A 15837-nucleotide genomic window follows, 5' to 3' on the forward strand; every position below is an offset into this window, starting at 1 on the left:
CCCCTCCCAAGATCCGGTAAAGAGGAGAATGACCTTAACTGCCGCCGCTGACAACGCATTTGCGCGCCGTCGCACCCTCGCTCAGAGCGTGTCGACGTCCAGGTTCGCGATCGCCGCCTTGGCCACCTCGCGGCCGCGGGCCGTGAAATCGCCGTCGCCCGGGTAGCCGATGGTGAGTCGGTACATGTTGCCGGAGGTGGTCTTGTAGTAGAAGATCTGCACCTCCCGGGGGCGGGGGTACTGGCTGTCGTCGGTCTTGTAGGTGACCGTGTTCATGGCGGCGGGCCTGCCCCGGTAGGTGCCGGTCGGCTTCGTGTCCGTGTCCGGGTTCTCCGGCATGTCGAGGCTGGAGCTGCCGCTCTGCTTGAAGTCGCCGTTGTCGTCGTACATCTGGGCCGCGGCCGAGTCCTTGATCTCGCCGAGGGTGTCCTCGGACTTCTTGACGAGGGCCAGGCCGATCGAGATGCTCCCGCTCGGGTCGGTGTACGTGATCCAGTGGCCCTTGTCCGTCCGGCGGTCGGGCAGGACGGGCTCGTACTTGGCGGGGGTCGCGAGCGTCGCCGCCACGTCCGTCTCGTGGTGCTTCTTCCAGCCCTGCGGGAGTGTCCGCGATCCGGCGAACGGGTTCGCGATCAGCAGATACGCCGTCACCGCCGCCGCGACGAGGCCGAACCACGTCCTGCGGCCCGGGCGGAATCCGCTTCCGGTTCCGGGGCGTTCGACGTACCGCACCTCCTGCGTGGGCACCGGCGCCGGCGGGTTGGCCACCGACTCCAGTACGGCGCGCACCTGGGCCGCGTTCGGGCGGCTCGCGGCGCCCTTGGCGAGGAGGGCGGTGATGAGGTCGGCGAGCGGACCCGGGGCCGAAGTCGGCGGAGCGGGCGCGGAGTTGAGGACCGACTGGAGGGTGGCGGGGGTGTTGCTGCGGCGGAACGGGGAGACGCCCTCCGTCGCCGCGTACAGGACCACGCCGAGGGACCACAGGTCGGAGGCGGGGCCGGGACGCTGGCCCAACACCCGTTCCGGCGCGATGTATTCGGGTGAGCCGACGAACCCGCCGGTGTCGGTCAGGTTCGTCTCGCCCTCGATCTGCGCGATACCGAAGTCGGTCAGGACGACCCGGTCGTGGCGGCCCAGCAGGACGTTGTCCGGCTTGACGTCACGGTGCAGGACGCCCGCCGCGTGTGCCGCCTCCAGCGCGCCCAGCACCTGGAGGCCGATCCGGGCCGCGTCGCGTGCGTCGAGGGTGCCCTCCTGCAACGCGTCGCCCAGCGAGCGGCCGGTCACCAGCTCCATCACGATCCACGGCTGACCGTCGACCACGGCCACATCATGCACGTTCACGACAGCCGGGTGGTCGAGCCGTGCCGCCGCGCGCGCCTCGCGGCGCATCCGCTCGAAGGCGTTGGCGCGTTCGCGTTCGGGAAGATGGTCCGGGACACGTGGTTCTTTTACGGCCACCTCGCGGTCCACCGTCTCGTCCTTGGCCCGCCACACCGTGCCCATACCGCCGTGCCCGAGCTTGCCGAGCAACCGGTACCGCCCGGCTATGAGACGTCCGGTGCCGGGGTCCGGCGTCGGCTCGGGCGATGAACTCGGCGTCGCGTACGGGTTGTTCGGGTGCGGCACCTGCGCCGGGACGGCCATGCGCGGGTTCGGCGGTTGCAGGGCGAAACTCGTCGGCTCGTCGGCTCCGTGTCTGGCTCCCCCGTTGCTGCTCATGCGTCCATCCATATCGCGCCAACCGCCGCCGTATCCACCTCTGGTGCTTTCCGGTCACAGACCCGTGACCGAGGGCGCGGCTTATCTCCCGTTACGTGCTTACGGGTTCACGCGAAGCCTCACGTGCGGGCGAAGGTGTCCAGCGCGACGTCGAAGTACTCCTTCGCCTCCCGCACCTTCCCGACCGGCGCCGACACCCACACGTCGTACATCCGGCCGTTCTCCTCCCAGCACATGTCGTACGTGTGCCGGGGTCCCTCCGCCGTGCTGAAGCCGTTCCAGCTGAACTCCCAGAGCGCGGCGGGGTGTCCGTAGTGCGTGGTGTCGGTGACCCTGCCGTCGTGGTAACCGGGGTTCGTGGCCGCTCCCTTGGCCGCCGCGCTCTTCATCACCGCGAGCGGGCCGCCCTGTTCGGGGTCGGACATCTTGATGCCGAGCCGGAAGGTCTCCCCCGGCGACATGTAGAAGATGCGCTCGCCCTGCGGCACGCGCACGAAGTCCTCCGGTACGGCGAGGGAGAAGCCGTCGGGGTCGTGGGCGACGCGGTAACCGGAGGGCGCGGTGGGGGTGTTGGGCGTCCCGGTGCTCACCGAGGGGGTGGGCGACGGTGACCGTGTACCGGCACTCGTGGAGGTCAACGGCGCCGAACTCACCGGCGCGGCGACGCCCCCGTCTCCGTCCCCTCGCATCAAGAGAGCCGCCGCCGACACCCCGGCCCCCGCCATCGCCGCGACCAGCAGCGCGGTGACGAGCACACCGCGGGTGGTGCGCCGGGGGGTCTGCTCGGCCGTGGAGGCGGGTGTCGGTGACGGCTCGGGGGCCGACGGCGACGGCGGTGGCACCAACTCCCGTCGTGGAACGTCCCGTTGGGTCGGTGTGTACCCGGGTGTCCGCTTACCCGTCTGGCCGGATGTCGCCTTCGGTGTCCGACCGGTGTCGAGAAAGGCCCGCAGCAGCCGCTCGGCCTCCGCCGCCTCCAGCCGCCGTTCCGGATCGCGTTCGAGCAGTCCCCGTACGACGGGCAGCAGCGGCCGGGCCTGCTCCGGCGGGCGGATCTCGTCGATGACGACCGCGTGCAGGATGCCGCCCAGCGAGTCGCGGTGGAACGGCGATTCACCGCTCAGCACCGTGCACAGCAGCACGCCCAGCGACCACAGGTCGGACGCGGGACCGGTCCGCACGCCCGACATCCGCTCCGGCGCGGTGTACTCGGGCGAGCCGACGAACGCGCCGCTCTCGGTGAGGGTCGTGGCGCCCGCGACCTGCGCGATACCGAAGTCGGTCAGCACGACCCGCTCGGAGTCGGCCTCGTCGGCTGCGGTCTGCAACAGGACGTTGGCCGGTTTGATGTCCCGGTGCAGGACGCCCGCCGCGTGGGCCGTGCGCAGCGCGCCGAGGAGGGCGATCCCGATCCGCGCGGCCTCGGCGGCGTCGACCGGGCCACGGCCGGAGATCCGCTCGGCGAGCGAACCGCCGTCGATCAACTCCATGACGATGTACGGCCGTTCGTCCTGCTCGACGACATCGTGCACGACGATGATGTGCGGGTGCCGCAGCTGCGCCACCGCCCGCGCCTCGCGCAGAGTGCGGTCGCGCTGCTGGCGGGCCTCCTCCTCGGAGAGCGAGTCGTCCTGGGCGATCTCCTTCACCGCGACCTGCCGGCCCAGGAGTTGGTCGGTCGCCCGCCACACGACGCCCATGCCACCGCGCCCGAGCCGCTTCTCCAGTCGGTAACGCCCGGCGATCATCCGGGCGTTGTCCCCCTCGGTCCCCATGCGCACCATCATGACGCAACCGGAAGCGGTCAGCCCGAGTCGGGACTCCAGCTCTGTAGGACCGTCTTGAACTGCGCGCTGGTCGTCGCCCAGTCCGCGGCCGGCGCGGACATGTAGATCGCGAACTCGACGCCGTCGCGGGACATGTACGTCTCCTCGATGGCGCGCCGGGGTCCCGGGTAGGGCGTGTCCTTCGGCTGCGCGGTCCAGGTGTAGTCCCACAGGGAGCCGGGACGGTCGCGGTAGGTGTTCGCCTCCAGGGTCACCCGGTTGTAGTCGACCAGCCGCTGGAGCTGAACTTCCAGGTCGAGTTGGTGGGCGTTCGCGGTGGGGAAGTCCGGGGAGGTGTCGATCGCTATGCGGACGAAGTGCTTGCCGTTGTCGGGCGTGTAGTCGACCTGCTTGATGCCGCCGGAGTCGCCGTAGACCTTCCGCGCCCAGCCCTTGGGGAGGGATATGTCGAAGCCCCAAGGGTCGTGGTAGACCTGCCAGTTGGCGGGACCCGAACTGTGCGGGGTCGGCGTGGCGCTCTGTGAGGCCGATGCGCCCGGGGTGCCGCCCTGGTCCTGGTCCTGATGCCACTTCTGAAGCCCCAGCGCCGTACCGCCGCCGACGAGCGCGGCGGCGACGACCACGAGGACCACCGAGCGCAGCCGGCGGCGCTTCGGCGGAGCGATCGCCCCGGGGGGCGCGAGGGAGACGGGCGGTGTGTGCTGGTACGTGGCCCCGGTCGCCGACGCGTACGGCGCCGCGCCCCCGGTCGCCGACGGGTACGGCGTCGCACCCGAGCCCGAACCGAAGTCCTCCGCCAACCCGCCCTGCCGGGAGCCCACTCGCTGGGTCGGCAGCCACTCCTCCGCCGCGCGCGGGCGCCGCCCCTCGGCCGCCTCCGCGAGCATCTGCTCGGTCTGGTCCGCGTCGGGCCGTAGCGCGGGGTCCTTGTTCAGCAGCGCGGCGATGACGGGCGCGAGCGCACCGGCGTACCGCGGTTCGCCGGCGTCCTCCTCGACGACGGCCTGCATGGTGGACAGCGGCGAGGTGCGGCGGAACGGCGAACGGCCCTCAACGGCCGTGAAGAGCGTGGCGCCCAGCGCCCACAGGTCGGAGGACGGTCCGGGGTCGGCGCCGCGGACGCGCTCGGGGGCGAGGTAGTCGACGGAGCCCACGACCTCTCCCGTGCGCGTGATGGTGCTGTCGCCCTCGATCTGCGCGATGCCGAAGTCGGTGAGCAGCACCCGCCCGTCCTGCCCGAGCAGCACGTTGCCGGGCTTGACGTCACGGTGCAGGACACCGGCGGCGTGCGCGGCGCGCAGCGCGCGCAGCACCCATACACCGATGCGCGCGGCCTCGGCAGGCTCGATCCGGCCCTTCTCCTTGACCTCGTCGGCAAGGGAGTTGCCCTCGACCAGCTCCATGACGATCCATGGGCGGCCGTCGTGTTCGAGTACGTCGTGCACGGTGACGACGGCGGAGTGGTTGATCCGCGCGGCGGCGCGCGCCTCGGCGCGGGTGCGCGCCAGCAGTCTCGGCTGGTCGCTCTCGGACACATAGAGCGCGGCCGTCAACTCCTTGATGGCGACGGCCCGGTGCAACACCTCGTCGTGCGCCCGCCACACCCGGCCCATACCGCCGCTGCCGATCGATTCGGCCAGCCGATAGCGCCCCGCGAGGAGCAGGCCCTGCATCTGATTCACGTTTCCCCGCAATGCTCTTGACAGGCTCAGCGTAAGGACAGGGCCTCGTCCAGGGAACCAGCGGGGTACCACGGAGACCGCACTGTGACGGTTGTCGCTTCTGCGCCCGAACGGGAACCGCCGGGCCTCGGCGCGCCGCCTCCGCAGGTCACCCGGTGTACTGATAGGTGGACGACGCCTGCTCGTACAGCCGTGTCACTTCGTCCCGTTGAGCCTCCGGGCCGCGTACCTGCACGATGTGGTAGCGGCCGTTGATGAGGAACGCCATGTTGCGCACGAACAGGGCGCCGCCCTGACTGTCCGTCCAGGTGAACTGCCCCTCGGCCATGGTCTTTCCGCCCACCGTGATGGTCCGCAGCCCGGTCGCGGTGGCCCAGCTGGAGTTGCGGTACGGCTGCAACTCGGCCTCCTTGTCCCGCTGATAGACCATCGGGTCGCTGCCGTCCGTCGTGGCACTGTCCCGCCCCGCTACGACGATCAGCTCGAAGTCGCCGTGGGAGTAGACGACTTGACCGCTCCCGTTCTTGGGCGTCCGGGTCCAGCCCTTCGCCACCGCGACCCGGAACCCTTCGGGGTCCTTGCGCAGCACGAACCCGTCGGCGACGTTCGGGTCCGTCTGCGTCTCGGTCGAACTGGCGGAGTTCGAGGGGCTGTTGTGGGCACTGGGCGAGGTCTGATCGGGCTGCGGCTGACTGCCGGCCCCGGCCGAGGACAGACTGGGCGCGGTACTGACCTCCCCTGCGGCCCCGGTCCGATCCCCGTCCCCTGCACCGGAGTTCTCCCCGGACTTGGGCATGAAGAGCATGGCGTACGCGACGGCGCCGGCCAGCAACAGGAAGATGAGAATCAACAGGGTCCGGCCAAGTCTGCGCGGCGACCCGCCGACCTCCTCCTTGGCCCGCTTGTGCCGCCCGTGCGGACTGGTCGCGGGCAGCCCGGCCCGCCGCCTGCGCACCAACTCGCCCCGCCTGCGCACGATCGGCAGCCGCCGGGGATCGGTCGGCGGGGTGGCGACGACATACGTACCGGCCTCGGGCTCGGGCGCCGAACGCACCAACGACCGCAGCCAGCCCCGCAGTTCCTCGAAGTCGAGCCGCTCGGTCGGGTCCTGCCGCAACAGCGACTCCACGACCGGCCTCAGCGGCCCGCACTCCTCGGCGAAGGCAGGCGGCTCCGCACACACGAGTTGCACCAGCTCGGCAGTCGCCTCCTCCGGGTAAGGCGCATGCCCTTGCACGGCCCGGAAGAGCAACGCCCCGAGCGCCCACAGGTCGGTCGCGGGCCCGATCGGCGCGGCCAACTGCCAGTTCTCATGCACCGGTACGGCCTGCTCGGGCGCCCACCGCTCGGTCACCGGCCCCACGACCGTCATCCGCACCTGCCGCGCGCGCTCGGCGGCCAGTGCGGTGGCGGGGCCCCGGCGAGCGGGCACACCGGCGGCGGCCAGCTCGTCCCAACGGGCGGGAGGGCGAGGGGAGTTGCCGGAGCCGGGGACGGCGGCCTGACCTGGAGGAACGGGTCCGTCCAGGCCGGGGAGGCGGGGAGCGCCGGTGGAGGGCGGGGCGGGGTGACCGGTGGCGGGGGTCAGGGCGCCGTAGGTGGAGGGGTCGGGGCTCTGGGCGGCGGGGTCCGCGCCGTGAGGGTCGGCGCCGTGGGCCGGGGTGCCCGGGCCGTAGGGGCGGGCTCCTCCGCCGTAGGCCGAGGGGTCCGCGCCGTAGGCAGAAGGGTCCGCGCCATGAGGGCGGGGGGCGCCGCCAGGGGCCGGGGTGTTCGCGCCGTAAGCAGAAGGGTCCGCGCCGTGAGGGCGGGGGGTACCGCCGGGGGCCGGGGTGTTCGCGCCGGGGAACGTGCCTGTTCCGCCCGGGGACAGTGCACCGGTGCCGCCGCCCTCCTGCTGAGGGAACGGCCGGTCACCCTGTACTGCCGGAGCCTGTCCACCGGTGCCGGGCCGCGGTGTCGCACCGTGCCAGGCGGTGTTGCGGACGCCGTAGGGGTCGGCTATCTGGCCCGGGGGTGTGGTGCCGGGCGGGTGCTGCTCCACGCCGTTGCCGCCGGAGTACGGCAGTTGGGCCGAACCGTTGGCCTGGGCGGTGCCGCGCTCGCCCTCGGCCGGGGGCCGGGCACCGGGGAGCGCCGGCTGCTGGGTCTCCTGGACCCGGGCGGCGGCTCGCGCGCCTGCCCGGTACGCGGCGATCGCACCGGCCCGCGCGGCCCTGGCGTCACCGCCGACCTCCGCTTCCCTGCGGGCCAGCGCCGCGGAGGACGCGCTTGCGCCACCGCTCTCCGCACCGACTCCGGGCAGCCCTCCGGCGGCCCTCGCCTCGATCGCGGCCCGCCGGGCGGCCTCGGGGTCCACAGCGCCGGGGCCTACGGCAGCGGCAGTTGCACCTGTGGCGGTTCCGCCGCCCGCGCCGCCGAAGCCGATCGCGCCACCGCCACGAGAGTTACCGGGGACCGCAGGGAGCGTAGAACCGCCGGGAGCCCTGGGACCGGGCGGAGTCGTCGAGCCGGAAGGAGATACGGAACCGCGCGGGGCCGTAGAACCCGCACGCGGTACAGCGCCGCCGGCCTGAGCCCTGAGACTCGCGGGTACCGCCGCACCGCCGCCGTGCTGTCCTTGCTGCCCGCGTCCGTCCTCGTCGCCGTCCTGGGGCGGCACCGGGTCGTAGCCGCACAGTGCCTCCTCCGCCGCGCCGACCGCGAGGCCGGTCAGCATGACGCGGCCGTCGTCGCAGACGAGCACCGTGCGGGCGGTGATGTTCCGGTGGACCCAGCCGTGCGCGTGCAGGACCCGCAGCGCCATCAGCACGTCGGAGGCGACCTCGGCCGCCCGGTACGGCGACAACGGCTTCTCGACGAGCAGTGCGGACAACGGCTGGGCGGAGACCAGTTCGCTCACTATCCACAGCGAACCGCCCTCGGCGAACACGTCGAAGACCTGGTCCAGCCGGGGATGGTCGGGAATCCGCGCCGCGGCCTGCGCGGCCTCGACCGCGCGCCGCACCGCCGGATCGGAAGGCCGCCGCGTCGCGGTCCGCGCCGCGGCCGGCCGCCGCGCCCCGCGATCACGCGCCGTGAACCCGTCGGGCAGCCCGTCCTCGCCGAGCACCTCCGCCTCGACGACCTCCGGCAACGGCACCTGGCGGACCAGGACTTCCTGCCCGCTGTAGGTGTCGAAGGCCCGGGTCTCGGTGAGTTCGTACTCGTCGGAGGGCGGCAGCGGCAGGCGGTAGCGGTCGGCGAGCACCCGACCCGCATAGTCGTCCACGTTGCCTCCCCCGGCCGCCCGGTTGGTCAATTCCGTTCGCCTTGCGCCCCGTTCCGCCTCAATACCTGGATGCGTACGGTCCGCAACCACTCACGATACGTGCCGGAGGCAACCCACAAAGAGGGGTTGACGGATCTGGCGCGCCAAACCCGGACCCACCCGCCTCACGACTTCGGTTCGAACGTCTTCGTCAGGGTCGTCCAGGTGTCCTTGCGGAGCTCGCTGCCCCAATTGGCGTCTTTCGCGGTGTACATGAGGGCATATCCGAGATGACTGTTGACGACGAACCCGCGGTCGATGGTGCGGTACTTCGTCCCGCCGTCCTCATAGGTGAACTCCCAGTCGGCCGTGTTCCAGCCCCGGTAGTCCACCTTCTCTATTCGGATCCGGTGGTACCCGGAGCGCGTCATGTACTGCTCCTGGTTCTTCCAGTCCGCCACCGCGTCGCCCTTCGGCGTACTGGTCCAGGCGATCAGCAGCTTCTGCCCATCGGGCCCGGTCAGCCGGACCCCGGCCGAGTCGGTCGACTGGTACGACCACCCGGCGGGCAGGCCTATCGAGAAGCCCTGGCTCCCCTTGTACGTCTTCACGACCGCGGCGCCGCCCGAGGAACCGTCCGTCTCGTCACCGCTCCCGCCGGACGCGTTCGTACCCGAACCCGCCGTGCTCCCCGAGGCCGTTGCCGTCGCCTTGGAGTCGCTCTTCGAACCGCCCGTGCTCCCGGTGTCGCCGCTGTCCTTCTTGGTGTCGGTGCTCGCACTCGCGCTCGCGCTGACACTGCTGTCCGCCTTGGCGCCGCCGGTGTGCTTCGACCCCTTGGAGTCGTCGTCATCGCCACCGAGCGTGAGCGCCAGCACGACACTGATCACCGCGAGCGCGATGACGACCGCGATGATCACCAGCGTCCGCTTCGGCACCACGTCGGTGATCGGCGCCCTCGGCACCGGCCGCGGCGGCAGATCCGGCGGCGTCATCACGGGCCACCCGGAACTCCGCCCACCCGAACCCGAGGTGGCCGACCGAGTACTCGACTCGTGCGTCGCGCCCCCCAGGTCCCGGGTACCGGAGTCCCCCAGTCCCGTCTCCCGCAGCCCGGACGCCTGCACACCCGGATCACGCGTACCGGGGTCACGGGTACCCGCCGAGTCACGTGCACCCGCCGAGTCACGCGTCCCCGAGTCCGCCGCACCGGCCTGCGCCGCCGAGCCGGCCGCAGCACCGGAACCGGCCGCACTCCCGGAACCAGCCGAAGCGCCGGCACCCGACGCAGTTCCCGCACCGGCCGACGTCCCGGAACGGGTCGCCGGACCAGAAGCACCCGCCGACCGAGCCGAAGGCACCCCGGGCGTCCGAGGCCCGTCGACAACAGGCTTCGAACTCCCGCCGGCAGCACCGCTCTTCACTCCACCAGGGCCGGCGGTCCCGGCAGCACCGGAGCCACTCCTGCCCGAAGTACCGGCAACACCGGCCGAACCAGCCCCGGCGGCAGCCGCACCAGCTCCAACACCCGCGCCCGAGCCACCCGGCTTACCGGCAACGGGAGTTGAAGCCCCACCGGAACCCGACCCGGCACCCGGACCCGTAGCAGAACCCGCAGCCGCACCAGAACTCGTAGCCGAACCCGCAGCCGCCGAAGACGCGGCAGCCCCGGCCCCCGCCGAACCCCCCGCCGCCTTCCGCATGGACCGCAGCGCCCCACGCAACCGCTCGGCCCCCGCCGAAGGACCCGAACTCCCGCTCCCGCCACCGCTCTTCTTGGCGCCGGTCTTCCTGCCACCGGACTCCGCGGGCCCCGGCTGCGCCGGCAACGGCACCACCCTCGTCGCGTCCGCCGCCGGCTCCGGCTCAGCCTTCGGCTCGGGCGCGTGGATCACCGCGTTGAGCATCGCCCGGGCACCCGCGTCGTCGAGACGCTGGGCCGGGTCCTTGTTCAGCAGGCCGTAGATGACGTCCTTCAACGGCCCGGCGTTCTTCGGCTCCTCCAACGGCTCCGTCATCACCGCGGTGAGCGTGGCGATCGCGGAACCCTTGTCGTACGGCGGTGCGCCCTCGACCGCCGCATACAACAACCCGCCGAGCGACCACAGGTCGGCCGCCGGACCGGGCTTGTGCCCGCGGGCCCGCTCCGGAGAGATGTAGGAGGGCGCGCCGACGAGCATGCCGGTGGAGGTGATCGACGGGTCGCCCTCGACCTGCGCGATACCGAAGTCGGTGAGCACGACCCGGCCGTCCTCGGCGATCAGCACGTTCGACGGCTTCACGTCGCGGTGCAGGATGCCCTCGCGGTGCGCGGACCGCAGGACGTCGAGTATCGCGAGCCCGACCTCCGCGGCGCGCCGCGGCTCCAGCAGGCCGTCCTCCCGGATGGCCTCGGCGAGCGACTTGCCCTCGACCAACTCCATGACGATCCACGGCCGGTCGTCCTCGTCGACGACGTCGTAGACCGTCACCGCGCTGGTGTTGCGGATCCGCGCGATGGCCTTGGCCTCGCGCAACGTCCGCGTGATCAGCCGGCGTTTCTCGTCCTCGTCGATGCTGGTCGGGAACCGCAGCTCCTTGACGGCGACCGTCCGGCCCAGGGTCTCGTCCTCGGCACGCCACACCGTGCCCATGCCTCCGCGGCCGAGCACTGCTCCCAACCGGTACCGCCCGGCGAGGAGACGTTCGCTCTTGTCCTGACGGGATGTCCCCGCCCGCTCCGCCTCCGACATGCGTCCCCTCATGCAACCCGCCCTGACAGAGCCTCCATTGTCCCCCACCGAACAAGTGCCCAACGCCCAGGGGGCCCCTCCCCGCGCACCGACGGCGCATCCGGTCCCCTATCCGCCGCAGGTCACACAGCCAAGCCGGGCAGGATGACCGGTGAGAACGGAGGACCACGATGCCCACTCCTCGGACACTCCTCGCCCTTCCGGTGTCCCTGGCTCTCCTCTGTCTGTCCGCGGCCGCCTCCCAGGCCCACTCGGCACCGGACACGAACGCCCTGGTCAGACTGCTGGTCATCCGGGGCAGAGCCCCCGCCGCGGCGCTACTGGCCCACGACAGCACGGGCGTTGGCATCGCCCCGGCCGGGACGGACCACGCGCGGGCCGAGTCGGACTACGCACTCGGCACGACGGAGTACACACAGGCGGGAAAAGGCATCAGCCGTGCCGACCACTTCCGCGCCGGCAGCATCACGAAGACCTTCATCGCGACCGTGATCCTCCAACTGGCGGCCGAACACCGGTTGTCCCTGTCCGACACGGTGGAGCGACACCTGCCCGGTCTGGTACACGGAGCGGGCAACGACGGGCGCGCGCTGACCCTCCGTTCCCTGCTCACCCACACCAGCGGTCTGTACGACTTCACCGCGGTCACCGGGGGCACGGTCCCCGTCTCCCCAACTCAGGCCGTCCGTATGGCAGTCACCCACCCACCGGCCGATCGCGGCCGCTTCTCCTACTCGAACACCAACTACGTGCTGCTCGGCCTGGTGATCGAGAAGGTCACCGGCAACTCGTACGCCACCGAGGCCGAGCGCCGCATCATCGCTCCGCTGCGTCTGACGGGCACCTCCTTCCCGGGCTCCCGCACCACTCTTCCCTCGCCGCACGGCCGCGCCTACGCGACCGACGGCTCCGACGTCACCGATCTCGACCCGCGGGTGGCCGGGGCCGCGGGCGAGCTGGTGACCACGCTCACCGACCTGGACCGCTTCTACTCGGCCCTGCTCGGCGGCGAACTCCTGCCCCCGCGTTGGCTGCGCGAGATGCTCGACACCCGTACCGCACGCGGCTCGTACGGCATGGGTCTGTTTCCGGTGAAGCTCCCGTGCGGCACCACGGTGTGGGGGCACAACGGCCGGATCTCCGGCAGCTACGTGCGCACCGCAGCCACCGTCGACGGCCGTCATGTCCTCACCTTCCGGGTGAACACGAGCGAGATGGCCGACCCCGGTCTCGAACCGGCCCTGCTCGCCGCCGAGTTCTGCCCCCGCACCTCGTAGAACGGCCGGGCTCCGGACAAAGATCCCGGTTCACGACACTCGTTCGAGTGAAGCGGGCCGATCCGCGACCCGGCTACAGCGGCGCGATGTCTGGCGCCCCCAACCTCGCCGCGTCCGCCGTCAGGTCGTCGGGCTGGCGTTGCGACTCCCGCTCGGCCTCCACCCGCTTCTCGTAGTGCTCGACCTCGCGCTCGATCTGGTCCTTGTCCCAGCCGAGCACCGGTGCCATCAGCTCGGCCGCCTCACGGGCGCTGCGCGTGCCCCGGTCGAAGGTCTCGATCGAGATGCGGGTGCGGCGGGTGAGGACGTCGTCCAGGTGCCGTGCGCCCTCGTGCGAGGCGGCGTAGACGACCTCGGCGCGCAGATAGTCGTCGGCGAACTGGAGGGGTTCGCCGAGCGCGGGGTCCTTGGCGATGAGGTCGAGGACCTCCTCCGCCATCGACCCGAAACGGTTCAGCAGGTGCTCCACCCGCACCACATGGATGCCGGTCTTCGAGGCGATCCGTGCCCGCGCGTTCCACAGCGCCCGGTACCCCTCAGCGCCGAGCAGCGGCACGTCCTCGGTGACGCACTCGGCGACCCGCATGTCGAGCCCGTGCACCGCCTCGTCCACGGCGTCCTTGGCCATCACCCGGTACGTCGTGTACTTGCCGCCCGCCACGACGACGAGCCCCGGCACCGGATGCGCGACGGTGTGCTCGCGCGACAGCTTGCTGGTGGCGTCCGACTCACCGGCCAGCAGCGGGCGCAGCCCCGCGTACACACCCTGGACGTCGTCTCTGGTCAGCGGCACCGCGAGCACCGAGTTCACGTGCTCCAGCAGGTAGTCGATGTCGGCGCTGGACGCGGCCGGGTGGGCCTTGTCGAGGTCCCAGTCGGTGTCGGTGGTGCCGACGATCCAGTGCCGGCCCCAGGGGATGACGAACAGCACGGACTTCTCGGTGCGCAGGATCAGCCCGCTGGTGGAGTTGATGCGGTCCTTGGGGACGACCAGGTGGATGCCCTTGGAGGCCCTGACGTGGAACTGGCCGCGCTCGCCGACCATCGCCTGGGTGTCGTCGGTCCACACGCCCGTGGCGTTCACGATCTGCTTGGCGCGGATCTCGTACTCGCCGCCCGCCTCGACGTCCTGCACCCGGGCGCCGACCACGCGCTCGCCCTCGCGCAGGAAACCGGTCACCCGCGCGCGGTTGGCGACTTTCGCGCCGTAGGAGGAAGCCGTGCGCACCAGGGTGGCCACATAGCGGGCGTCGTCCATCTGCGCGTCGTAGTACTGAAGGGCGCCGACCAGCGCGTCCTTCTTCAACGCGGGCGCCACGCGCAGGGCGTGACGGCGGCTCAGGTGACGGTGGGTGGGCAGACCCCGCCCATGCGCGCGGGCCATGGACATCGCGTCGTAGAGCGCGACGCCCGAGCCGGCGTAGAGACGCTCCCAGCCCTTGTGCTGGAGCGGGTACAGGAACGGCACCGGCTTCACCAGGTGCGGGGCGAGGCGCTCCAGGAGCAGTCCGCGTTCCTTGAGGGCCTCGCGGACGAGGGCGAAGTCGAGCATCTCCAGATAGCGCAGACCTCCGTGGATGAGCTTGCTCGACCTGCTCGATGTGCCGGACGCCCAGTCGCGCGCCTCGACCAGTCCCGTGGACAGGCCGCGTGTCACGGCGTCCAGGGCGGTGCCCGCGCCGACCACGCCCGCGCCCACCACGAGCACATCCAGTTCGCGCTCGGCCATTCCCGCCAGTGCCTCGGCTCGCTGCGCCGGACCCAGTGTCGCTGTCCTCACCGCTGCCTCCCGCTATCGGTAGCGCCGGCCGCACCCGTTCGGCGAAGCCCGGTTCGTATCCCTCCTGCCCAAATTCTGACCGGGTTGCCCGACTTCAGCCACCACTCGCCCCCAGCCTGTGGACAACAATCACAGGACTGCCGAAAAACACAGCCGTCCAATCCCGCATAACGGTCATATTTACTCCTAGTCTGACATTGCGCTCGCTCGTTCTGTCCACAGGGCTTGCGCACCTGTCCCACTTCGGTTATCTGTCCCGCTTCGGTATCTGTCCCACTTCGGTTATTGGGAAGGACGGCCCACGCCATGCCCGCAGATCTCGCCGTCATCGGACTCGGTCCTCTCGGCCTGCCCCTGGCCCAGGCCGCTGTCGCCGCCGGAATCGCCACGGCCGGCTTCAAGACCGGCCCCGAGGTCGGTTCCCTCAGCCCCGCCGAACTGCGCCGGATGCTCTCGGGGGGCTTCCGGCCGGCCACCGACCCCGCCGAGCTCGGCCGCGTACGCACCGCCGTGATCTGCGCGCCGACTCCCCCGGACGCGGACGGCAACCTCGACCTCAGCCAGGTGGAGACGGCCGCCCGCGCCCTCGCCGCGCACCTGCGGCCGCACACCACGGTGATCCTGGAGTCGTCGGTGCACCCCGGCACCACCGAGAACTTCCTCCGCCCCCTCCTCGAAGAGGGATCGGGCCTCCGCGCGGGCCGCGACTTCCACCTCGCCTACTCCCCCAGCCGCGTCGACCCCGGCAACCGCGACTTCACCCCGGCCAACACCCCCAAGGTGATCGGCGGCCTCACCCCGGCCTGCACCGAGTCGGCCGCCGCCTTCTACGGTCGCCTCACCGACAAGGTGGTACGCGCGCGTGGCCTGCGCGAAGCGGAGACCGTGCAGCTACTGGAGACCAATTTCCGGCACGTCAACATCGCCCTCGTCAACGAAATGGCCGTCCTGTGCCACGACTTGGGCGTCGACCTCTGGGACGTCATCCGCTGCGCGGAGACCAAGCCGTTCGGCTACCAGGCCTTCCGCCCCGGCCCCGGCGTCGGCGGCCACGCCGTCCCCCAGGACCTCACCGGCCACGGCCCCCGCCCCCTGCGCATGGTCGAACTCGCCCAGCAGGTCAACAACCAGATGCCCCGCTACGTCATCCAGCGCGCCGCCACGCTCCTCAACGAGCACGGCAAGTCCGCGCGCGGGGCCCGCGTCCTGCTGCTCGGCGTCACCTACAAGGCCGACCTCGCCGACCAACAGGGCACCCCCGCCCAGGAGATCGCGATCCGCCTGATGGAACTCGGCGCCTCCGTCAGCTACCACGACCCCCACATCCCGTCCTGGAGCGTCCTGGACCGCCCGGTCCCCCGCGCGGACTCCCTCTACGAGGCGGCGGCCGACGCCGACCTGACGATCCTGCTCCAGCAGCACCGGACGTACGACCTCCAAGGCCTGTCGGTGAAGGCGCAGTTGCTGCTGGACACGCGCGGGGCCACACCGACGGGCGCGGCACACCGGCTCTGAGCACGAAAACGACTGGTCACAGGGTCACGTCGACCTGCTAATCTCCCCACACCCGTCGCACAGTTGTCGCATATCCGCGTGCAGGCGACTCCGCT

8 protein-coding genes are annotated in these 15837 nt (G+C 71.5%); 2 read left to right on the top strand and 6 right to left on the bottom strand.

The window, feature by feature from the left end; all coding sequences use genetic code 11:
* Positions 1-81: 81 nt before the first annotated feature.
* From OG194_RS17960 to OG194_RS17980, 5 genes are all read right to left on the bottom strand, one after another.
* Entirely contained in the window at positions 82-1722 is a 1641-nt protein-coding gene (locus OG194_RS17960; RefSeq protein ID WP_327401865.1) for a serine/threonine-protein kinase, read from the bottom strand.
* A gap of 119 nt (positions 1723-1841) precedes the next feature.
* Positions 1842-3497, bottom strand: coding sequence for a serine/threonine-protein kinase (locus OG194_RS17965; protein WP_327401866.1), 1656 nt, complete (start codon positions 3495-3497; stop codon positions 1842-1844).
* Positions 3498-3526: 29 nt separating this feature from the next.
* Positions 3527-5182 carry a serine/threonine-protein kinase gene (locus OG194_RS17970; protein WP_327407120.1) on the bottom strand — a complete coding sequence of 552 codons (1656 nt, stop codon included), beginning with the start codon at positions 5180-5182 and terminating at the stop codon, positions 3527-3529.
* Positions 5183-5339: 157 nt separating this feature from the next.
* Entirely contained in the window at positions 5340-8459 is a 3120-nt protein-coding gene (locus tag OG194_RS17975; RefSeq protein WP_327401867.1) for a protein kinase, read from the bottom strand.
* 164 nt (positions 8460-8623) lie between these two features.
* Positions 8624-11170, bottom strand: coding sequence for a serine/threonine-protein kinase (locus tag OG194_RS17980; RefSeq protein ID WP_327407121.1), 2547 nt, complete (start codon positions 11168-11170; stop codon positions 8624-8626).
* A gap of 170 nt (positions 11171-11340) precedes the next feature.
* Between OG194_RS17980 and OG194_RS17985 the strand changes: the two genes are divergently transcribed.
* On the top strand, positions 11341-12447 hold the full coding sequence (locus OG194_RS17985; protein ID WP_327401868.1) for a serine hydrolase domain-containing protein: 1107 nt from the start codon (positions 11341-11343) through the stop codon (positions 12445-12447).
* 73 nt (positions 12448-12520) lie between these two features.
* Here the strand turns inward: OG194_RS17985 and OG194_RS17990 are convergent, their stop codons facing one another.
* Positions 12521-14227: a glycerol-3-phosphate dehydrogenase/oxidase gene (locus OG194_RS17990; RefSeq protein ID WP_327401869.1), complete on the bottom strand. Its 1707-nt coding sequence runs from the start codon at positions 14225-14227 to the stop codon at positions 12521-12523.
* A 306-nt stretch (positions 14228-14533) separates the two neighbouring features.
* Between OG194_RS17990 and OG194_RS17995 the strand changes: the two genes are divergently transcribed.
* On the top strand, positions 14534-15742 hold the full coding sequence (locus OG194_RS17995) for a nucleotide sugar dehydrogenase (RefSeq protein WP_327401870.1): 1209 nt from the start codon (positions 14534-14536) through the stop codon (positions 15740-15742).
* Positions 15743-15837: the final 95 nt, after the last annotated feature.

It is taken from the genome of Streptomyces sp. NBC_01288, from assembly GCF_035982055.1.
Taxonomy (GTDB): domain Bacteria; phylum Actinomycetota; class Actinomycetes; order Streptomycetales; family Streptomycetaceae; genus Streptomyces.

Coding starts and splice junctions, on each gene's coding strand:
- OG194_RS17995 (WP_327401870.1), top strand. CDS start 14,534: ATGCCCGCAGATCTCGCCGTCATCGGACTCGGTCCTCTCGGCCTGCCC.
- OG194_RS17985 (WP_327401868.1), top strand. CDS start 11,341: ATGCCCACTCCTCGGACACTCCTCGCCCTTCCGGTGTCCCTGGCTCTC.
- OG194_RS17970 (WP_327407120.1), bottom strand. CDS start 5,182: ATGCAGGGCCTGCTCCTCGCGGGGCGCTATCGGCTGGCCGAATCGATC.
- OG194_RS17980 (WP_327407121.1), bottom strand. CDS start 11,170: ATGTCGGAGGCGGAGCGGGCGGGGACATCCCGTCAGGACAAGAGCGAA.
- OG194_RS17965 (WP_327401866.1), bottom strand. CDS start 3,497: ATGGGGACCGAGGGGGACAACGCCCGGATGATCGCCGGGCGTTACCGA.
- OG194_RS17960 (WP_327401865.1), bottom strand. CDS start 1,722: ATGAGCAGCAACGGGGGAGCCAGACACGGAGCCGACGAGCCGACGAGT.